This window comes from Pseudomonas sp. MN1F (assembly GCF_009391885.1).
Lineage (GTDB): Bacteria > Pseudomonadota > Gammaproteobacteria > Pseudomonadales > Pseudomonadaceae > Aquipseudomonas.
Genome location: NZ_VZII01000039.1, coordinates 59,712 through 78,691 on the forward strand (window position 1 = coordinate 59,712; position 18,980 = coordinate 78,691).

Annotated in this window: 17 protein-coding genes; 13 read left to right on the forward strand and 4 right to left on the reverse strand. The window is 65.9% G+C overall.

Features of this window, described 5'->3' with window-relative positions; all coding sequences use genetic code 11:
• Nucleotides 1-294: 294 nt before the first annotated feature.
• From F6X59_RS19755 to F6X59_RS19765, 3 genes are all read left to right on the forward strand, one after another.
• Entirely contained in the window at nucleotides 295-1,203 is a 909-nt protein-coding gene (locus tag F6X59_RS19755; RefSeq protein WP_152957707.1) for a LysR family transcriptional regulator, read from the forward strand.
• Between the two features lie 113 nt (nucleotides 1,204-1,316).
• Nucleotides 1,317-1,904: a hypothetical protein gene (locus F6X59_RS19760; protein ID WP_178120116.1), complete on the forward strand. Its 588-nt coding sequence runs from the start codon at nucleotides 1,317-1,319 to the stop codon at nucleotides 1,902-1,904.
• A 107-nt stretch (nucleotides 1,905-2,011) separates the two neighbouring features.
• Nucleotides 2,012-2,329, forward strand: a complete 318-nt coding sequence (locus F6X59_RS19765; protein ID WP_152957709.1) for a DUF2388 domain-containing protein — start codon at nucleotides 2,012-2,014, stop codon at nucleotides 2,327-2,329.
• 61 nt (nucleotides 2,330-2,390) lie between these two features.
• On the opposite strand, the gene glcC is transcribed toward F6X59_RS19765, so the two are convergent.
• Entirely contained in the window at nucleotides 2,391-3,155 is a 765-nt protein-coding gene (gene glcC, locus F6X59_RS19770) for a transcriptional regulator GlcC (protein ID WP_152957710.1), read from the reverse strand.
• A gap of 195 nt (nucleotides 3,156-3,350) precedes the next feature.
• Here glcC and glcD point away from each other — a divergent pair, with 195 nt between their 5' ends.
• The 7 genes from glcD to F6X59_RS19805 all read left to right on the forward strand — a co-directional run bounded on the left by glcD (nucleotide 3,351) and on the right by F6X59_RS19805 (nucleotide 11,810).
• Nucleotides 3,351-4,850, forward strand: a complete 1,500-nt coding sequence (glcD, locus tag F6X59_RS19775; RefSeq protein WP_152957711.1) for a glycolate oxidase subunit GlcD — start codon at nucleotides 3,351-3,353, stop codon at nucleotides 4,848-4,850.
• Nucleotides 4,850-5,902, forward strand: coding sequence for a glycolate oxidase subunit GlcE (gene glcE / locus F6X59_RS19780; RefSeq protein ID WP_152957712.1), 1,053 nt, complete (start codon nucleotides 4,850-4,852; stop codon nucleotides 5,900-5,902). Before glcD ends, glcE begins: the two co-directional genes overlap by 1 nt.
• Before the next feature lie 10 nt (nucleotides 5,903-5,912).
• Entirely contained in the window at nucleotides 5,913-7,148 is a 1,236-nt protein-coding gene (gene glcF / locus F6X59_RS19785) for a glycolate oxidase subunit GlcF (RefSeq protein ID WP_152957713.1), read from the forward strand.
• The gene (locus F6X59_RS19790; protein ID WP_152957714.1) at nucleotides 7,141-7,539 is read left to right on the forward strand and encodes a heme-binding protein; all 399 of its coding nucleotides are present in this window, start codon (nucleotides 7,141-7,143) and stop codon (nucleotides 7,537-7,539) included. Before glcF ends, F6X59_RS19790 begins: the two co-directional genes overlap by 8 nt.
• Before the next feature lie 84 nt (nucleotides 7,540-7,623).
• Nucleotides 7,624-9,792 (forward strand): malate synthase G, encoded by a 2,169-nt coding sequence (locus F6X59_RS19795; RefSeq protein ID WP_152957715.1) that lies wholly within the window; start codon nucleotides 7,624-7,626, stop codon nucleotides 9,790-9,792.
• Between the two features lie 206 nt (nucleotides 9,793-9,998).
• Nucleotides 9,999-10,337 carry a hypothetical protein gene (locus F6X59_RS19800; protein ID WP_152957716.1) on the forward strand — a complete coding sequence of 113 codons (339 nt, stop codon included), beginning with the start codon at nucleotides 9,999-10,001 and terminating at the stop codon, nucleotides 10,335-10,337.
• A gap of 39 nt (nucleotides 10,338-10,376) precedes the next feature.
• Nucleotides 10,377-11,810, forward strand: a complete 1,434-nt coding sequence (locus F6X59_RS19805) for a PLP-dependent aminotransferase family protein (RefSeq protein ID WP_152957717.1) — start codon at nucleotides 10,377-10,379, stop codon at nucleotides 11,808-11,810.
• On the opposite strand, the gene F6X59_RS19810 is transcribed toward F6X59_RS19805, so the two are convergent.
• Nucleotides 11,803-12,999, reverse strand: a complete 1,197-nt coding sequence (locus tag F6X59_RS19810; protein WP_152957718.1) for a cyanate transporter — start codon at nucleotides 12,997-12,999, stop codon at nucleotides 11,803-11,805. The two genes, F6X59_RS19805 and F6X59_RS19810, sit on opposite strands and share 8 nt — an antisense overlap.
• A gap of 203 nt (nucleotides 13,000-13,202) precedes the next feature.
• Here F6X59_RS19810 and F6X59_RS19815 point away from each other — a divergent pair, with 203 nt between their 5' ends.
• Entirely contained in the window at nucleotides 13,203-13,640 is a 438-nt protein-coding gene (locus F6X59_RS19815; protein ID WP_152957719.1) for a carboxymuconolactone decarboxylase family protein, read from the forward strand.
• Nucleotides 13,641-13,733: 93 nt separating this feature from the next.
• Here the strand turns inward: F6X59_RS19815 and F6X59_RS19820 are convergent, their stop codons facing one another.
• Together F6X59_RS19820 and F6X59_RS19825 are read right to left on the reverse strand one after the other, a co-directional pair.
• Nucleotides 13,734-14,459 carry a hypothetical protein gene (locus tag F6X59_RS19820; RefSeq protein ID WP_152957720.1) on the reverse strand — a complete coding sequence of 242 codons (726 nt, stop codon included), beginning with the start codon at nucleotides 14,457-14,459 and terminating at the stop codon, nucleotides 13,734-13,736.
• Between the two features lie 79 nt (nucleotides 14,460-14,538).
• Nucleotides 14,539-15,282, reverse strand: a complete 744-nt coding sequence (locus tag F6X59_RS19825; protein ID WP_152957721.1) for a sulfite exporter TauE/SafE family protein — start codon at nucleotides 15,280-15,282, stop codon at nucleotides 14,539-14,541.
• Nucleotides 15,283-15,413: 131 nt separating this feature from the next.
• Here F6X59_RS19825 and F6X59_RS19830 point away from each other — a divergent pair, with 131 nt between their 5' ends.
• Both F6X59_RS19830 and F6X59_RS19835 read left to right on the forward strand, forming a co-directional pair.
• Nucleotides 15,414-16,037, forward strand: coding sequence for a glutathione S-transferase family protein (locus tag F6X59_RS19830; RefSeq protein WP_152957722.1), 624 nt, complete (start codon nucleotides 15,414-15,416; stop codon nucleotides 16,035-16,037).
• Nucleotides 16,038-16,155: 118 nt separating this feature from the next.
• Nucleotides 16,156-18,975 carry an RHS repeat-associated core domain-containing protein gene (locus tag F6X59_RS19835; RefSeq protein WP_178120117.1) on the forward strand — a complete coding sequence of 940 codons (2,820 nt, stop codon included), beginning with the start codon at nucleotides 16,156-16,158 and terminating at the stop codon, nucleotides 18,973-18,975.
• Nucleotides 18,976-18,980 lie beyond the last annotated feature (5 nt).

Sequence of the window (18,980 nt, forward strand, 5' to 3'; positions counted from 1 at the left end):
TTCAGCCGAGCACTTGGGCTCATGCCTACCCCTCATCAGGTCAAGTCGGTCATGTGCCGACACGGGGCTGGCGAAGCTCTCACGTCACGTGCGGCGCGGTCTTGCACGCAAGTGCTGACACGCCGCCCGCGGGCGGATTTCGCAGGGCCAAGGGGAAGACTAGTCGAGCTTGGGCAGAGGTCTAATAGAGTGGCTCTTGCAGGCTGATAGCCCCGGCACATCCATACAAGGCACTATGCTCAGCGTCGTGCTTCAATACACCGCCAACCCCTCTACCCCCGGTGAGCCAGCCCCATGAACCGCAACGACCTGCGCCGCGTCGACATGAACCTGCTGGTGCTTTTCGAAGCCCTGATGATCGAGCGCAACCTGACCCGCGTCGGCGAGAAGCTGTTCATCACCCAGTCCACCGTCAGCGCCGCCCTCGCCCGCCTGCGCGAACTGTTCGACGACCCGCTGCTGATCCGCAGCGGCCGGGCCATGGAGCCGACGCCGCGGGCGATGCAGATCTTCGCCGAGCTGGGCCCGGCCATGGACGTGATTTCGTCGGCCATCAGCCGCGCCCGCGACTTCGACCCGGCCAACAGTTGCAACCAGTTCCGCCTGGGGCTTTCGGACGACGCCGAGTTCGGCCTGTTCCCGGCCCTGCTGCAGGCCCTGCGCGAGGAAGCACCGGACATCAGCGTGGTGGTGCGCCGCGCCAACTTCCTGCTGATGCCGGGCCTGCTGGCCAGTGGCGAGATTTCCGTGGGCGTGAGCTACACCACCGACCTGCCGGCCACCGCCAAACGCCGCAAACTGCGCGATATCGGTGTGCGTGTGCTGCGCGCCGACGACCGCCCCGGCCCGCTGACCCTCGATGAGTACTGTGCCCGGCCCCATGTGATGGTGTCGTTCTCCGGCGACATGAGCGGCAACATCGACCTCGACCTCGCGCGCATCGGCCGCTGCCGCAAGGTGGTGCTGGCCGTGCCGCAGTTCGGCAGCCTGCGCGCGCTGCTGCGCAACACCGAAATGATCGCCACCGTGCCGGACTACGCCGCCTGTGCCCTGGCCGACGATGGCAGCCTGCGCGCCGACCCGGCGCCCTTCGAGATCACCGAGGCCGAGCTGTCGATGGTCTGGAGCGGCGCCCACGACAACGACCCCGCCGAGCGCTGGCTGCGCGAGCGCATCCTGCAGTTCATGGCCCGCCCGAGCTGATTCATCGACCCCATCGATAGCCACCATGAATGCCATCAAGTTCCGCCGCAGCCGCGGCGGGCGGAAGATGGCGGCATTCACTGATCGATGAGGCTCTCCCCATGAAAACCGGCATGCTCGCTGCCCTGCTCGCCCTGTTCGCTGCCCTTGGCGGTTGTGCCGCGCCGGCTAGCCAGCAGGTTGCCCAGCCTTATGGGCATTTCTACTCGGCCAGCGCCATTTCCAGCGTCGCACTAGCCCCGGGGCAGCACGTGGCCGTGCTGCTCGGGCGCAATACCGACAGCACCCTCAGCTACCTGCAGCAGCACCGTGACGACGCGGTGGCCACAGCGCAGCCGCGCAGCATTCCGGTAGCCTCCCTGCGCGGAGGTAGCCAAGCCTACGACTGGCTGGCGCATTCGCTGGCCCAGCAGTTCGCCGATGTGACCTTTTATGAAGACCTGGACAGCCTGCTCGCCGCCCATCCGGACGTGATCGTGCTGCTGGACAGCGAAAGCCGCCTGGCCACGGCAGACGTGGAGAGCCGGGTGGTGGCGCGATTCTTCGACAGCCAGCTGACCTACATCGGCCGCGCCGAGGGCCGTGCGCGCAAGGATGTCAGCAATGTGGCGCGGATGCTGGAAGACGAACAGGCCGCCAAGGCCGATGCCCTGCGGGATTTCGACGCTTCGCTGCAGCACTTGCTGGGCAGCAAGGTGTAAGGCACAACAACGCCCCAGCAGAAAACAGGGAACTCCCGCCATTCTCCCGCCATCTTAAGCAGTGAGTGGTTTATTTCCTTGTGCTTCACGTTACTGGAGAACACAACATGCGCCACCTAATCCTCGCCCCTGCGCTGCTGCTCGTGCTGCCTGCCGGAGTTGCGTTGGCCAAAGTCGATGCGGGCGACGTCGCCACTTCGGCAGGTGTCTCCGCTTCGCTGTATTCAACCTTCAAGGATGACAAACGGATCATCCCCGCCCAGGACGAGCTTTCTGCGTTCGTCGCCAGCGGCGGTACCATCCGCGGCGCCTATGTGGAGTCGGCGCTGGAACAGGCCCGCAAGGACCATCCAGGGCTGCAGGCCAGTGACGAAGAGCTGGCCCGGGCAATCCTGTCCCAGGATGACCCGATCGCCGATCATTGATTAATCACCTGTACCGGCCTCTTCACCGCTTTAGCCGCGAAGAGGCCGCTACAGGTAACGCTCAGCCCCAACCATCCATGCGCATCGTCGCCCTGACCAAGCGCTGCTCCTCCTGCTCGATCTCGCGCAAACTGTCGCGAATCCCGTTGATATGCTCCCGCGCCGCCCGTTGCGCCTGCTCGGGCAACTGCTCCATCACCGCGTGATACAACCGCGCATGCTGGCGATCGATCTGGCGCTTCTGCGCAGGCCGGCAATAGAGGTTGTTGACCGAGGCGAACACCGTGCTCAAGGTCAGGTCGCTCAGCGACTGCAAGGTATGCACCAGCACCGGGTTGTGTGACGCCTCGCTGATCGCCCGGTGAAACGCATGGTCACGCCGGGCATGCTCGCGTGGGTCGAGCGCTTCGGCAGCAGCATGGGCATCCAGCATGTCTTCATAGCGCCGGCGGATCAGCAGGCGGTCGATATCGGTGGCACGCAAGGCCGCGAGGCGGGCCGACTCGGCCTCCAGCAAGGCCCGCACCTCCAGCAGGTCGAACAGCGTGCGCGGCTGTGAGCTGAACAGGTGCATCAATGGCGTGGCACCCGCCTGCCCGGCAAGGTCGGCAACGAACGAACCGCGCCCCTGCTCGGTATCGATGATGCCGCGCCCACGCAGGATGCGCAGGCCTTCACGCAATGCCGAACGCGAGCAACCGAGCTTTTCCACCAGGCGCCGTTCCGAGGGCAAGGCCTGGCCGACCTTGAGCACACCTTCGACGATCAGCCGCTCGACCCGCTCGGCCACCTGATCCGCGACCTTGGCCTTGCCTTCAATTCCCATGCACAGACTCCAACTGGTAGGACCACTGCTGCCGATGTTTCAAATCTAGCCGGTTGAAGCCATGGATAACCAGTACTTCACGGAAAAACTGGTAGGACCAGTGCCCTGCCCCCTCGACCACCCCCAGCCGAACGCGCAGGCTGCAAGGGCGAACGGTTTGCCCACAACAACAAAAATTGCCGCTGAGTGAGCCTCATGAACATCCTCTACGACGAACGCGTCGACGGCGCGCTGCCCTCGGTGGATCTGCCCGCGCTGCTACAGGCGTTGCACGATGCCCTCCCGGACCTTGAGGTCCTGCACCGCGCCGAAGATCTCAAGCCTTATGAATGCGACGGCCTCTCGGCCTACCGCACCGTGCCGCTGTTGGTGGTGTTGCCCGAACGCCTGGAACAGGTGCAGACCTTGCTCAAGCTCTGCCACCAGCGTGGCGTGCCGGTGGTGGCACGCGGCGCCGGCACCGGCCTGTCGGGCGGCGCGCTGCCGCTGGCCAAGGGCATCCTGCTGGTGATGGCGCGCTTCAACCGCATTCTCGAAGTCAACCCGCAAGGGCGCTTCGCCCGGGTGCAGCCCGGTGTGCGCAACCTGGCCATTTCCCAGGCCGCCGCGCCCCACGGCTTGTACTACGCACCCGACCCTTCTTCGCAGATCGCCTGCTCGATCGGTGGCAACGTCGCCGAAAACGCCGGTGGCGTGCACTGCCTGAAATACGGCCTGACCGTGCACAACCTGCTCAAGGTCGAGATCCTCACCGTCGAGGGCGAACGCCTGACCCTGGGCAGTGACGCCCTCGACAGCCCAGGCTTCGACCTGCTGGCGCTGTTCACCGGCTCTGAGGGCATGCTCGGCATCGTCACCGAAGTGACCGTCAAACTGCTGGCCAAGCCCCAGGTGGCGCGGGTGCTGCTGGCCAGTTTCGACAGCGTCGAGGACGCGGGCCGCGCCGTGGCCGAGATCATTGCCGCCGGCATCATTCCCGGTGGCCTGGAGATGATGGACAACCTGGCGATCCGCGCCGCCGAGGATTTCATCCACGCCGGCTACCCGGTGGACGCCGCCGCCATCCTGCTGTGCGAGCTGGATGGCGTCGAAGCCGATGTGCAGGATGACTGCGAGCGGGTGGCCGACGTGCTCAAGCACGCCGGTGCCCGCGAAGTGCGCCTGGCCTGTGACGAAGCCGAGCGCGTGCGCTTCTGGGCCGGGCGCAAGAACGCCTTCCCGGCAGTGGGGCGAATTTCTCCGGACTACTACTGCATGGACGGCACCATCCCGCGCCGCGAGCTGCCACGGGTGCTCAAGGGCATCAGCGAACTGAGCGAGGAATACGGCCTGCGCGTGGCCAACGTATTCCACGCCGGCGACGGCAACATGCACCCGCTGATCCTGTTCGATGCCAACCTGCCCGGCGAACTGGAGCGCGCCGAGGCCATCGGTGGGCGCATCCTCGAACTGTGCGTGGCGGTGGGCGGCAGCATCACCGGCGAACACGGCGTGGGGCGCGAGAAGATCAACCAGATGTGCGCGCAGTTCAACAGCGACGAAATCACCCTGTTCCATGCCGTAAAAGCGGCGTTCGACCCGCAAGGGCTGCTCAACCCAGGCAAGAACATCCCCACCCTGCACCGCTGCGCCGAGTTCGGCGCCCTGCACGTGCATCACGGGCAACTGCCCTTCCCCGAGCTGGAGCGCTTTTGATGAGCCTGGACCGCGACATCAGCCAGGACCTGCTCGAACAGGTCAACCAGGCCCTGAACCTGGGCACGCCACTGCGCATCCAGGGCGGCAACAGCAAGGCCATGCTCGGCCGCCCGGTGGCCGGCGAGATCCTCGATACCCGCAACCATCGGGGCATCGTCAGCTACGACCCGACCGAGCTGGTGCTCACCGCCCGCGCCGGCACGCCGCTGCTGGAGATCGAGGCGGCGCTGCACGAGGCCGGGCAGATGCTGCCCTGCGAACCGCCGCACCTGGGTGCCGAAGCGACCCTTGGCGGCATGGTCGCGGCCGGGTTGTCCGGGCCGCGGCGGCCATGGGCCGGGTCGGTACGTGACTACGTGCTCGGCACGCGGGTGATCACCGGGCACGGCAAGCTGCTGCGGTTTGGTGGCGAGGTGATGAAGAACGTTGCCGGCTATGACGTCTCGCGGCTGATGGCCGGCAGCTTTGGCTGCCTAGGGCTGCTCACCGAGGTCTCACTGAAGGTCCTGCCACGCCCACGCGAGTGCCTTAGCCTGCGCCTGCCGATGGACCGCCACCAGGCCCTGGCCGAACTGGCTGAATGGGGCCAGCAGCCGCTGCCGATCAGCGCCGCCTGCCACGATGGCGAAACCTTGTACCTGCGCCTGGAAGGCGGTGCAGGCTCGGTGCAGTCGGCGCGTCAGCGCCTGGGCGGCGACGTGCTCGACAGCCGCTTCTGGAGCGACCTGCGTGAGCAGCGCCTGGCCTTCTTCAACGACCCGGCACCGCTGTGGCGGCTGTCGGTGCCGACGGCCAGCGGCGAACTCGACTTGCCGGGGCAGCAGCTCATCGACTGGGGCGGCGCGCAACGCTGGTTGAAGTCGACGGCACCGGCGCAGCTGATTCGCGAACAAGCGGCCAAGGTCGGCGGCCACGCCACCCTGTATGCCCCCGGCGACGACAGCAGCGCGCCGCTGCCGACAGCGCTGATGCGCTACCACCTGGCGCTCAAGCAGCAACTCGACCCCCAGGGCGTGTTCAACCCTGGCCGCCTGTACCCGGACCTGTGAGGCCACGCCCATGCAAACCAACCTGAGCGAGAGCGCCAAGCGCCTGCCCCGCGGCGAAGAAGCCGAAAGCATTCTGCGCACCTGCGTGCACTGCGGTTTCTGCACGGCCACCTGCCCGACCTACCAGTTGCTCGGCGACGAACTGGACGGGCCACGCGGGCGCATCTACCTGATCAAGCAAGTGCTCGAAGGCGCGCCGGTCACCGCCAGCACGCAACTGCACCTGGACCGCTGCCTGAGCTGCCGCAACTGCGAAACCACCTGCCCGTCGGGCGTGAAGTACCACGACCTGCTGGACATCGGCCGCGCCGTGGTCGAGCAGCAGGTGCCGCGCCCGCTCGGCCAGCGCCTGCTGCGCCAGGGCCTGCGCGCAGTGGTGCCACGCCCGGCGCTGTTCAAGGCGCTGACCCGCACCGGCCAGGCCCTGCGGCCAGTGCTGCCGGCCAACCTCAAGCGCAAGCTGCCGGCCCAGGTGACGCCGCCCGGCGAACGGCCCGCGCCGCGCCATGCCCGGCGCATCCTGCTGCTCGAAGGTTGCGTGCAGGCCGCCTTGTCGCCCAACACCAATGCCGCCACCGCGCGCCTGCTGGACCGCCTGGGGATCAGCGTGGAGCCGGCGTACGAAGCCGGCTGCTGCGGTGCGGTGGACTATCACTTGAATGCCCAGGAACAGGGCCTGGATCGCGCCCGGCGCAACATCGATGCCTGGTGGCCCGCCATCGAGGCCGGTGCCGAGGCCATTGTGCAGACCGCCAGCGGCTGCGGTGCCTTTGTGCGTGACTACGGCCACCTGCTGGAAAAGGACCCGCACTACGCCGCCAAGGCTGCGCGGGTCAGCGCCCTGTCGCGGGACCTGGTCGAAGTGCTGCGCGACGAACCGGTCGAACAGCTTGGCCTGTGCGCCGAACAGCGCCTGGCCTTCCACTGCCCGTGCACCCTGCAGCATGCGCTCAAGCTCGGCGGCCAGGTGGAAAGCCTGCTGACGCGCCTGGGCTTCACCCTCACCCCGGTGCCGGACGGCCACCTGTGCTGCGGCTCGGCCGGCACCTATTCGTTGACCCAGCCAGCGCTGTCGCAGCAATTGCGCGACAACCGCCTGAACGCGCTGGAAAGCGGCAAACCGCAAATCATCGCCACCGCCAACATCGGCTGCCAGACCCACCTCGACGGGGCCGGGCGCACGCCGGTGCGGCACTGGATCGAAATTGTCGAAGCAGCCTTGAACCAGGAGAACAGCCATGCATAGCAAGCCCGTGATCGGCCAGGCGGAAGTGTCCCGCCTGCTCGCTGCCGCCCGCCAGGAAGCCCAGGCGCAACAGTGGAACGTGACCATCGCCGTGGTCGACGACGGCGGCCACCCGCTGGCCCTGGAGCGCATGGACGGCTGCGCCCCGTCCAGCGCCTACATCGCCATGGAAAAAGCCCGCAGTGCCGCCCTGGGGCGCAAGGAAACCCGCGACTTCGAACAAATGGTCAATGGCGGGCGCATCGCCTTCGTCACCGCACCGCTGCTGACCAGCCTGGAAGGCGGCGTGCCCGTGCGGGTCGATGGCCAGGTGGTGGGCGCCGTCGGCGTGTCCGGGGTCAAGCCCGAGCAGGATGCCCAAGTGGCCAAGGCAGGCGTAGCGGCCCTTTGAAGGCCCTGTAGGAGCGGCTTCAGCCGCGAAGAGGCCGGCACAAGCGGCACATTTTCTGAAACCTGACCACCGAGCGAGAAGACAATGACCCATCCCCTCAAGGTCGCCCCGACCCTGCAACGCTTCATCGAGGATGAAGTGCTGCCCGGCACCGGCATCGACCCCGCCAGCTTCTGGCAAGGCTTCAGCAGCCTGGTCCACGACCTCGCCCCGCGCAACCGCGAACTGCTCGCCGAGCGCGACCGCCTGCAGCACGAACTGGACACCTGGCACCGCCAGCACCCCGGCCCGATCAGCGACATGCCCGCCTATCAGGCCTTCCTGCGCCGCATCGGCTACCTGGTCGACACCCCGCAGCCAGTGCGTATCAGCACCACCCAGGTCGACCGCGAAATCGCCGAGCAGGCCGGCCCGCAACTGGTGGTGCCGCTGAGCAATGCCCGCTACGCGCTGAACGCCGCCAATGCCCGCTGGGGCTCGCTGTATGACGCGCTGTACGGCACCGATGCCATCCCCGACAGTGACGGCGCCGAGCGCAGCCAAGGCTACAACCCGGTGCGCGGCGCCAAGGTGATCGCATTCGGCCGGGGCTTTCTCGACCGCTCGGCGCCGTTGGCAGGTGCTTCCCACGCTGACGCCCAGGCCTACGCCATCAGCCAGGGCACGTTGCGGGTGACGTTAAGCGATGGCCGCCAGGTCGGGCTCGAAGACGCAGCGCAACTGCGCGGCTATCAAGGCGAACCCGGCCAGCCAACGGCCATCCTGCTGCAACACCATCGCCTGCACTTCGAAATCCAGATCGACCCGGCCAGCACCATCGGCAAGGCCGACCGCGCCGGGGTCAAGGACATCCTCGTCGAAGCCGCACTGACTACCATCATCGACTGTGAAGACTCGGTGGCAGCGGTGGATGCCGACGACAAGGTCAACGTCTACCGCAACTGGCTGGGCCTGATGAAAGGCGACCTCAGCGAACAGGTCAGCAAGGGCGGCAAGTCGTTCACCCGTGCGCTGGCCAAGGACCGCGAATACCACGGCGCCGATGGCGGGCAGTTGACCCTGCCCGGCCGTTCGCTGCTGTTCATCCGTAATGTCGGCCACCTGATGACCAACCCGGCGATCCACGACCGCGATGGCCGGGAGATCCCCGAAGGCATCCTCGACGCCGTGGTCACCAGCCTGATTGGCCTGCACGACCTCAAACGCCGCGGCAACTCCCGCGAGGGCAGCCTGTACATCGTCAAGCCGAAGATGCACGGGCCGGCCGAAGTGGCCTTCGCCGACCAGTTGTTCAGCCGGGTCGAGGCGCTGCTGGGGATGCCCCGGCACACCTTGAAGATGGGCATCATGGACGAAGAGCGGCGCACCAGCGTCAACCTCGCAGCCTGCATCGCCAGCGCGGCAGCGCGGGTGGTGTTCATCAACACCGGTTTCCTCGACCGCACCGGCGACGAGATGCACAGCGCCATGGAAGCCGGCGCCATGCTGCGCAAGGGCGACATGAAAGGCAGTGCCTGGATCCAGGCCTACGAACGCAGCAATGTGCTGGTCGGCCTGGCCTGCGGGCTGCGCGGCAAGGCGCAGATCGGCAAAGGCATGTGGGCCATGCCCGACCTGATGGCGGCCATGCTCGAACAGAAGATCGCCCAGCCCCGGGCTGGCGCCAACACCGCCTGGGTGCCCTCACCGACTGCCGCGACCTTGCATGCGCTGCATTATCACCAGGTGGACGTGCCGGCTGTGCAGGCGCAAATGGAAAACGTCGACCTGGGCGCCGAGCGCGAACAGTTGCTGCATGACCTGCTGAGCATCCCGGTGAGCCCGGACCGCCCATGGAGTGCCGAGGATATCCAGGCTGAGCTGGACAACAACTGCCAGGGCATCCTCGGTTATGTGGTGCGTTGGGTGGAGCAAGGCGTCGGTTGCTCGAAGGTGCCGGACATCCATGACGTGGGGCTGATGGAAGACCGCGCAACCCTGCGCATCTCGGCCCAGCACATCGCCAACTGGCTGCACCACGGGGTGGTCGGCAGTGACCAGGTCGAGGCGACCTTGCAGCGCATGGCCAAGGTGGTGGACCAGCAGAATGCCGGGGATCCGGCGTACCGGCCGATGGCCGGGAACTTTGCGGGTTCGCACGCGTACCGTGCGGCGCAGGCGCTGGTGTTCAAAGGGCGTGAACAGCCCAGCGGGTACACCGAGCCGTTGCTGCACGGGTGGCGCTTGAAGTTCAAGCAGGAAGTTCGTCAGTAAGGGCCATTCGCGGGCGTGCCCACGAATGCGCGGGCACAGCGCGACATGCCCTTCCATCCGCGCCAGCTCGACGCCGATGCTGGCCAGCTTGTCTGGCCTTTCTCGTACTTGCAGAAACTTCCTACAGCGTATTCCGAAGTGGCTTACTTGCCGCCTTCGGGTGGGTGAAAACAAGATCGACGTCTTCGCCCCAGAGGAGGCTGCGCATGCACCCAGATTCCCGCACCAACGCCGAACTGCGCAGTGCCCTGCGCGAACTGCTGGCCCATGATGTCAACAACCCGGACGACGACCCGCACCTGTCAGGCGTGCTGTTCTTCTGCGCCACCGACGAGCGCACCCGGCAACTGGTCGAGCGCATCGAACTGCTGGCCAGCGAAATCTTCTTCGACCCTTGCGGGCGCGCCATCCACCACCGGATGCGCGCCATCGGCGTCAAGGGCGTGTGCATCAAGCAGAAGCGCAAGGCTTCGGCGGATGAAACGGTGATACGCATTGACCTGAACGACAAGGGCTACATCACGGTGAGCACCGCACGGTTCTGATCCGCTATCCTCAGCACTCTCGTGCTTCGGACCGTGATCATGGAACTGCATATCCGCCTGGACGGCCGTAAAGGCCTGGCCGACCAGCTCTACCAGCAACTGCGCGCCGGCATCGACAGCGGCCACCTGGCTGCCGGCACGCAACTGCCGCCAACCCGGCTGCTGGCCGAGCAACTGGGCGTGTCGCGCAAGACCGTGGCCGAGGCCTATTCGCGGCTGACCTACGACAACCTGCTCAGCGGCGTGGTCGGCCGTGGCACCTTCATCACCCCGCGCCAACCAGTGCGCACGGGTGATTCACACACCGTGCCGCTGGCCGCTGCCGCTTCGCTGGAGCGCTGGCAGCAACGCGCCACGGTACTCGCCCGGCGCACCCAGCAAGCCCCTTCGCGCTATGACTTCGTTGGTGGCGCGTCGAGCAAGGCGCAGTTCCCCTTCGACCAGTGGCGCAGCTGCCTGAACTACGCCCTGCGCCGCAGCCAGCGGCACCCCGAGCGGCAGTTTGCTGCCCAGGGCCTGCCCGAACTGCGCGAGGCGATCGCCCACCATATCGCCTACGCCCGTGGCGTGCATTGCAGTGCGGCGGACGTGCTGGTGTGCAACGGCGCCCAGCAGGCCCTGGACCTGATCGCCCGGGTACTGGTCGAGCCCGGCTGCCAGGTGGCCATGGAAGACCCCGGCTACCCGCCAGCACGCCAGTTGTTCCTGGCCCTGGGGGCAACGCTGCAGTCCGTACCGGTGGACGATGAAGGGATGTGCGTTGCGCACATCGCCGAGGGCACCCGGCTGATCTACGTGACCCCTTCGCACCAGTTTCCGCTCGGCATGCCGATGAGCGAAGCCCGCCGTCATGCCTTGCTGGCACGCGCTGCAGAGCTTGGCGCGTTGATCATCGAAGATGACTACGACTGCGAATTCCGCTACCAGGGCCCGGCCGCCGATGCCCTGCAGCGCCTCGACCGGCAAGGGCTGGTGGCGTATGTCGGGACCTTTTCCAAGACCTTGCTGCCGGAACTGCGCCTGGGCTACGCGGTGCTGCCCCCGGCGGTGCTCAGCGCCGCCTGCGTGGCCAAGCACCTGAGCGACTGGCACAGCCCGACCTTGCTGCAGTGGGCGCTGGCGCGGTTCATTGGCGAGGGCCACCTGAACAAGCACATCCGCCGCTGCCATGACATCTACAGTGGCCGCCGCGAGCGCATCCTGGCGCGGCTGGACGGCGACCTGGCCCCCTGGTTCAGCGCCGTGCCCGCCAGTGCCGGGTTCCACCTGAGCGCGCTGGCGCGGCCTGGGGTGGATGTCGAGCTGCTGGCCAACCTCGCCCGCAAGGTGGAGGTCGGCCTGTACTCGCTGGCGCCGTTCTTCAGCGAAGCGCCCGTGCGCCCGGGGTTGCTGCTGGGGTTCGGCGCCATCGAGCTGCTGGATATCGACCCGGCGCTGGACCGGGTCCGCGATACCTTGCAACGCCTCAGTTGACCAGCGCCGCCTGGCCAGCCTGCCGTGGCCGGGCGATGGCCGTTGCATAGCCGCGCGGGGCGAAACAGGCGGTCACCAGCAACATCGCCAGCACAGTGACAGTCAGCAGCGTCCAGGACGCCTGGAAATCACCGCTGACATCGCGCAACCAGCCGGTGATGTACGGGATGATACCGGTGATGATGAAGCCGATGCCCTGCACGAAGGCCGCCAGGCTGCCGGCATCAGCAGGCGTCTTCAGGTGCTCCAGGGTCAAGGTCAGGCTCAGGCTGAAGCAGGCGCCCAGGCCAAAGCCGATCATCGCTACCCACACACCCATGGCCAGCGTCGGAGCCAGCAGCAGGCCGAGGAAACCCGCCAGCTGGATCGACAGCGCCAGCCACAAGCCCGGACGACGGTCGGCAAAGCCGCGCAGCAACAGCGGCAGGCCCAGTGCCCCGCAAACCTGGAAGACGGTCATCAGGCCGACCAGGTCGCCACCGCCCTGTGCTGTGCCACCGTGTTCCAGGTGGTAGGCCGGCAGCCACGCGACCATGCTGGTATAGCCGCCATTGATCAGGCCGAAGTACAGCGCCAGCATCCAGGCCCGGCGCGTGCCGAACCAGTGCCTACCGGTGGCGCCTGCCAGCTTTGGCGCGCGCTCCCGCGGGCGCAGCGCAGCCCAGGCCAGCACCGCCAGTACCGCCGGGATCGCCCACAAGCCAAGCCCGGCCTGCCAGTGGCCGAAGTGCCCGCTGATATGCGGGCCGAGCACCGCCGCCAGGCCGCCGCCAGTCATCAACGCCGCCGAGTACAGGCCCATGGTCCCGGCCAGGCGGCTGGGGAACCAGCGATTGACCAGGCCTGGCATCATGCCCTGCACCACCGCCACGCCCAGCCCGGCCAGCACCGCGCTGGCGATCAGTGCCCAGGCGCTGTCCAGTTGCAGCCGCCACAGGCAGGCCAGGGCAATGGCACTCAGGCCGCCGAGCATGCCGCCGTGTTCACTGATCCAGCGCCGCAGCCAGGGCTGCAGCAACGGCACCAGGCCCATGCACAGCACCGGCAACGCCGTCAGCAATGCCGCCTGCTGGTAGCCCAGCCCGGTGCTGGCGCGCATCGGCTCGAGCAACGGGCCGATACTGGTCAGGATCGGCCTCAGGTTCAGTGCCAGCAAGATCACCAGCAACAGGTTCAACGCCCCTCTCATCACGAATCGATACTCCCAAAGCTTGACCCGGCCATTATCCTGTCCAGGCAGTCAGGGTAGAAATGAAGAGATTGGATGCAGGTCAGTGGCCACCTTAATGGCCCGATTGGCCTCCCGGCAAAGCGCGCGATTGGCTATCGGGCCAATGCGCGGTGGGCGCTAAGGTAGTGCCACGTCCACCACACATTCCCTGGAGCACAACCATGCACAACCGTATCGAATGGGCCAAACACTCGCCGGAAGCCTACAAGGCCATGGTCGGTCTGGAGCAGGCCCTGGCCAAGAGCGGCCTGGAAAACTCACTGCTGGAGCTGGTGCGCCTGCGGGCTTCGCAGATCAACGGCTGCGCCTACTGCGTGAACATGCATGCCAATGATGCGCGCAAGGCCGGCGAGACCGAGGCACGCTTGCAGACCTTGTGCGTCTGGCAGGAGACCCATTATTTCACCCCGCGAGAGCGTGCTGCGCTGGCCTGGGTGGAGTGCCTGACCCGTCTGCCCGAGCGTGGCGCCCCGCAAGGGGAATATGAAGCGCTGCAGCAGCACTTCGAGCCGGCCGAGGTGGCCAACCTGACCTTGGCCATTGCCACCATCAATGCCTGGAACCGCTTTGGCGTAGGGTTTGCCATGGTGCCGGCGTGATCGGTGGACGATCCAGACCGTAGAACTTTGGCGCCTGTGAGACCGAACGCCGCTCGATCTCGCAGGCGCTGCAAACCACAGACTATCCGCCAATCAAACCACAATCCGCCGCCGGGCCAGGCAGGCGTACCCCATCCCCAGCACGCCAAGCAACAACACCCCCAGCAGCCCCACCAGCTCGCTGCTGTAGCGCGCCACCAACGCCGGGAACCCGGTGAACTCGCGGTAGACCCGCACATCCGCCTCGCCACCGGCAAAACTGACCCCAATGCCGCCCTGGCGAATCTGCGTATAGTCGGCGTCGAAATACACCCAGACCTTGCACGCCCCGCCCTTCTCGATGGCCGGTATCTCCACCTGCGCCGTGGCCGCCTCGTAAAGGGTGTCGTTGCCCGCCCCATCGCGCACCTGCACCAGGCCCTTGGCCGGCAGGCGGATCTTCACCTCGCGCGCGTCATTGGCACCACGGTTGTGCAGCTCAATGAGCAAACCGGTGCGGTGGTCGACCAACCCGGCCTCGAAAGGTTTGGCAAACAGCTGCACGTAGGGTGCCTGGGCCAGTTCGATCAGCTTGTCGACCTGATACGGACTCAACGCACCGCCGCTGATGCTGTTGATGCGCGGTTGCAATTGCTCGTACTTGAGCTGCTCGTTGGCCTTGCCGATACGCTCGCTGAACTGGCTGGGATAGGTGAGGTAGGCGTAGGTCAGAGTCGCCTCGAGCCGTGGAGGGGCCTTGAACAGCACATAAGCCACCAGCATGACCATCAGGCCAAGCAGCATGGCGACCAGCAGTTTGCCGACTTTGTCCCAACTCAACGGTGCAATTCCTTCTGTTACGGCACGGAAGATCGAAGCGGCGCAAAGGGTGCCAAGTTCAGCGCTGCCAGGCAAGCGCTCAACGGCTCAACAACTGCGGCAGCGACGCCATCAGCATGGCCACCCCCGAGGCCGTGAGCAAACCCAGTACCACGCGGCGAAACGCCAGTTCGCTGATACCCAGGTACACCCGGGTCCCCAGCAGCGCTGGTAGCGCCATGGCCAGCAGCACCACGCCGAACGCGGGCAGCATGTCGCGGGTCACCACCCCGGTGCCAAGGTAGGTGAGCATGGTCACCAGCAGCATCGACAGGTTGAAGTTCTGGATCACCGCACGCTGGGTATCACGCTCGAAGCCGCGCAAGGTACACCACAGTGTAGGCACTGTGCCGGTAAAACCGCCGATTCCGCCGAGCGCCCCGCCTACAAGCCCCACCGCGCCATCGGCCAGGCGGTTGCCCGGCAGCCGTGGCAGGCGCGGCGCCAGCAGCATCAGCGGGCACCACAGCACCAGCAACGTGCCGAACACCGCCTTGAACCAGAGCATGTCCAGGTACGGCAACACCCACACCCCCAGCGGGATGCCGGCCAGGCCGCCGAGCACGAATGGCCACAGCAGCGCCCAGCTGAAGCCGCGCCGTACGCTGAACACGGCGATGAGCTGCCCGGCGAGGCTGCCGAACACGGTCAGCGACGCCGCCAGGCGCGGTTCCAGGCCCCAGGCCCAGAACGACATGGCGACCATGCCGAAGGCAAAGCCGGATAGGCCCTGGACGAAACCGGCGACGATGGCGCCGAGGGCGATGAGATAGAAGGCATCCATGGGGCGACTCGAGCCTGGCGTGAGCGGCGTTCCACCTTGCCAGAGCCGCACGTGAATGTCTGCCTCAGATCCAGCTTGACCCAAACAAGGCGGTCGTTGACGATCAGCACTCCCCCATCAAGGACGAAGCGATGTTACGGATACTGGGCAGGGCTTCTTCGATCAACGTGCGCAAGGTGCTGTGGGCCTGCGCCGAGTTCAACATCCCCTTCACGCGCGAAGACTGGGGCAACGGCTTCCAGCCCACCGACGCGCCCGAGTTCCTCACGCTTAACCCCAACGCCATGGTCCCGGTGATCCAGGACGGCGACTTCACGCTGTGGGAATCCAACAGCATCATCCGTTACCTGGCCAACCGCTACGGCGACCCGTCCCTTTATCCCGCCGAGGCGCAAGCACGGGCCCGTGTCGATCAGTGGATCGACTGGCAGGCCTCGGACCTGAACCGGGCGTGGAACTACCCGTTCATGTCACTGGTGCGCCAGTCGCCTGCACACCAGGATGCCAAAGCCCTGGCTGCCGGTTGCGCCGAATGGGCCCGGTACATGGGCATCCTCGAGCAACAGCTGGCCAGGACTGGCACCTTCGTTGCCGGCGAGCACTTCACCTTGGCCGACATTCCTGTTGGCCTGTCGGTGCAGCGCTGGTTCGCCACACCGCTGAGCCACCCTGACCTGCCTGCCGTGAGCGCTTACTACGAGCGCCTCAGCCAACGACCGGGCTATCTCGCCCACGGGCGCAACGGCCTGCCTTGACCGGTAAACCCAATTCAGGCTCAGGAGAGGTTGGTGACCTGATAATTTTGCCAGGTGTGCGGCGCAAGCCTTGGACTTAGACTCGCCAATGAGCATTTCCTCGCGCTGGAGCCTGCCGATGCACAACGCCGCTCTTGCTACCCTGCATGCCCGCACGCCAGATGCGGTGGCCAGATCCAGCCTCGACATGCCACTGATGGCCCTGCGCCTGTTGCGCTCTGCGGATGATGCTCTGGCCCGCTGGCTGCGCACGCGCACCGAGGTGGACCTGCTGATGCGCACAGCCAGGGTGTTCGGCGCACGAGCGCTCAGGGTGGCCCCCGGGTCGCCGCTGCTGCCCGATAGCAGCACCGTTGTCCGGCTCGACGGGCAGCCGCTCAAGCTGCATACCGCCGACGGCGATTCCACGCTGACCCTCATCGACAGCGCCGGCCGGCCACTGTGGGCGCAAAATGCCCAGCAGACTTGCACTACAGTCATGTACGAAGCGGCCAGCGAAGGGGGGCGCCCGCGTGCAACATTCGAACAGGCAGCCGGTGATGTGGCGCGCCAGCGAGAACGTATTCTCCATGCAACGATTGAGGCAGCCAATCGGAGCCGCAACCTCGCGGGCAGCCCCATCGAGCAGTTCGATAATGCTGGCGTGACCCAGATCCGGTCGCGCTCATTGACCGATCAGGTGCTGGAAACCCGGCGCCACCTGCTGCGTGCCGAGGCGGGCCTGCCAGACTGGGCAGGTGACAGTGAGAATGAGCTGGAGACCTCACCCTGGCTCATGACAGCTCGCCACGACGCCACGGGAGCCGTTCTGCAAAGCACCAATGCCGCCGACGTAGCCACCCTGACGACCTACGAGGTAAGCGGTGAGGTTTGCCAGATACTGCTGCGTGACGCCAAGGAGCAGGCAGTTGTGCTCAAGGATATACAGCGCCGGGCTGATGGAAAGCTACTGTCACAGACGGCGGGCAACGACGTGGTCGATACCTATGCCTATTCACCCACCACGCATCGCCTGAATCGCCACCTGACGGCACGCCCGGCCAGCCATCGACAAGGCCAGCAGGTGATCTGCGACCTGCATTACCATCACGACCCGGTCGGCAACCTGCTATCGCTCGACGATCAAGGCGCCGACCCGCTGTGGTTCCGCAACCGGCAAGTCAGCGGCCTGCGTGAATTTGGCTATGACTCCTTGTACCGCCTGGCCAGCGCGACCGGCCGCGAACGTGCGGCGGTCAGTGGCATCTGGTCCGCCGCATTCAGCGCTGCGGACCGCCAGGGCGGCAGGATATGGATCCGGTACAGCGAGCGGTATGCGTACGATGACGGCGACAACCTGACAACCCTCGACCACAGCAGTGGCTGGCGTAGCCGCAAGCTGATCGTTTCCAGCCGGAGCAACCGGGCGTTACCGCAGGGCCACGATCTGCTGCCTGACACGGGTTTCCTCCCCGGCGGGCTGCAGAAACAATTGGCCGACGGCAGGCCGCTGGAATGGCTGGCAGACAACCAGCTGCGGCAGGTACGCCTGGTGGTCCGTGATGGCGGGGATGCAGACGACACCGAGCGCTACCACTACGCCGATGGCGGCACCCGCACGCGCAAGGTCACCACGGCAACCACCGCGAGCGGCCGGCAAACAACGATCACGACCTATCTGGAGGGTTGCGAAATACGCCAGCGATGGCTCGACCGCCAGGCACTTGCGCAGAAGCACGTGGTCATCAGCGAAACCTCTGGCGCACGCTGGGTGCATGACCGCCTGAACGGTAAGGTTCATTTACGCTACGCCTTCAGCGACCACCTGGGCAGCGTGGGCGGCGAAACCGACCAAGACGGCAAGCTGGCCAACCGCGAGGAGTACTCCCCCTTCGGCGAAACCACAGGCCTCGACGAAGCAGCGGAGGAAGTCGATGGCCTGACCCAGCGCACGGCGCGCTACTGCGCAAAGGAACTGGACGCTTCCGGTCTGTACTGCTACGGCTCGCGGTATTGCGAAAGAGGCCGCTGGGTCAGTGCGGACCCCGGAGGTACCGTTGATGGTATCAACCTGTATCGGATGGTCAGAAACAACCCATTACGCTATCGAGACGAAACCGGTTTGAATGCTCAGGAGGCAACGCCACCTGGGGCCCCGGGAAACTCGCCACCCAATGATCAGACATCCCTCCCAGACTGGCTTGACCCGACTCGTCCGGAGGTAGTGTTGAGCTTGCTTATCGTCGCTGGAACCCTTGCCTTACTGGGTTTTGTAAACGCCATTGTGCCTCCACTGAACTCACTCAAGTTCGCCTGGCGTGACGGCAATTCCCTGCGCGTGTCCGCAAGCCGTGTCAGGGCTGACCTTTCACGACAGCTCAGCACCCGTACGGGCATAGTGGATGCGATCGAGCTCACTTTCAGGGCACTTACCTTGGCCGCCATCATTTACACCGCTGTGCAAAGGTATGCTTATGGGAACATGACCGAAGCGGGCCGTGCTGGAGTGGTGACCGGCGCTCTCGCGATTGGAACGACTGCAATTCCCGGCTTGAACAGGCTGTACGGATACTGCCGCGACCCTGGAACCCGCAGAAGCCGCCGCCCGATACCCCCCTCGCTGGGCTCAGGCGCAAACTCAGGCCAGATGCCCGACAACCTTGCGATAGCAGAGCAACCGAACGGCAGTACCTATGGGCAGGTAAGCAGAGGACCTACAGGACACCTCTCAACGTCTTCGCACACCATTCTCACCATCGAAGACACTGAACACGCCGAATATTTTGAGCTCGCAACTCAAACAAGTTTTCTGCACGGCCCCGCCACAGCCACACAAAATGACGACGAGCGCGGACCTTTGCCCCCGCAACAGCCTTCGCACATTTCGCGTAGTAGTTCGAGGCGAAGCAGAAGCCGGAGCAGAAGCCCATCCCCCCAGAGTCACAGTACCCGGCTCTAGAAGCT

What these genes read in the sequence shown, in the direction of transcription:
- F6X59_RS19755 (WP_152957707.1), top strand. Translation starts at nt 295, where the DNA reads ATGAACCGCAACGACCTGCGCCGCGTCGACATGAACCTGCTGGTGCTT.
- F6X59_RS19760 (WP_178120116.1), top strand. Translation starts at nt 1,317, where the DNA reads ATGCTCGCTGCCCTGCTCGCCCTGTTCGCTGCCCTTGGCGGTTGTGCC.
- F6X59_RS19765 (WP_152957709.1), top strand. Translation starts at nt 2,012, where the DNA reads ATGCGCCACCTAATCCTCGCCCCTGCGCTGCTGCTCGTGCTGCCTGCC.
- glcC (WP_152957710.1), bottom strand. Translation starts at nt 3,155, where the DNA reads ATGGGAATTGAAGGCAAGGCCAAGGTCGCGGATCAGGTGGCCGAGCGG.
- glcD (WP_152957711.1), top strand. Translation starts at nt 3,351, where the DNA reads ATGAACATCCTCTACGACGAACGCGTCGACGGCGCGCTGCCCTCGGTG.
- glcE (WP_152957712.1), top strand. Translation starts at nt 4,850, where the DNA reads ATGAGCCTGGACCGCGACATCAGCCAGGACCTGCTCGAACAGGTCAAC.
- glcF (WP_152957713.1), top strand. Translation starts at nt 5,913, where the DNA reads ATGCAAACCAACCTGAGCGAGAGCGCCAAGCGCCTGCCCCGCGGCGAA.
- F6X59_RS19790 (WP_152957714.1), top strand. Translation starts at nt 7,141, where the DNA reads ATGCATAGCAAGCCCGTGATCGGCCAGGCGGAAGTGTCCCGCCTGCTC.
- F6X59_RS19795 (WP_152957715.1), top strand. Translation starts at nt 7,624, where the DNA reads ATGACCCATCCCCTCAAGGTCGCCCCGACCCTGCAACGCTTCATCGAG.
- F6X59_RS19800 (WP_152957716.1), top strand. Translation starts at nt 9,999, where the DNA reads ATGCACCCAGATTCCCGCACCAACGCCGAACTGCGCAGTGCCCTGCGC.
- F6X59_RS19805 (WP_152957717.1), top strand. Translation starts at nt 10,377, where the DNA reads ATGGAACTGCATATCCGCCTGGACGGCCGTAAAGGCCTGGCCGACCAG.
- F6X59_RS19810 (WP_152957718.1), bottom strand. Translation starts at nt 12,999, where the DNA reads ATGAGAGGGGCGTTGAACCTGTTGCTGGTGATCTTGCTGGCACTGAAC.
- F6X59_RS19815 (WP_152957719.1), top strand. Translation starts at nt 13,203, where the DNA reads ATGCACAACCGTATCGAATGGGCCAAACACTCGCCGGAAGCCTACAAG.
- F6X59_RS19825 (WP_152957721.1), bottom strand. Translation starts at nt 15,282, where the DNA reads ATGGATGCCTTCTATCTCATCGCCCTCGGCGCCATCGTCGCCGGTTTC.
- F6X59_RS19830 (WP_152957722.1), top strand. Translation starts at nt 15,414, where the DNA reads ATGTTACGGATACTGGGCAGGGCTTCTTCGATCAACGTGCGCAAGGTG.
- F6X59_RS19835 (WP_178120117.1), top strand. Translation starts at nt 16,156, where the DNA reads ATGCACAACGCCGCTCTTGCTACCCTGCATGCCCGCACGCCAGATGCG.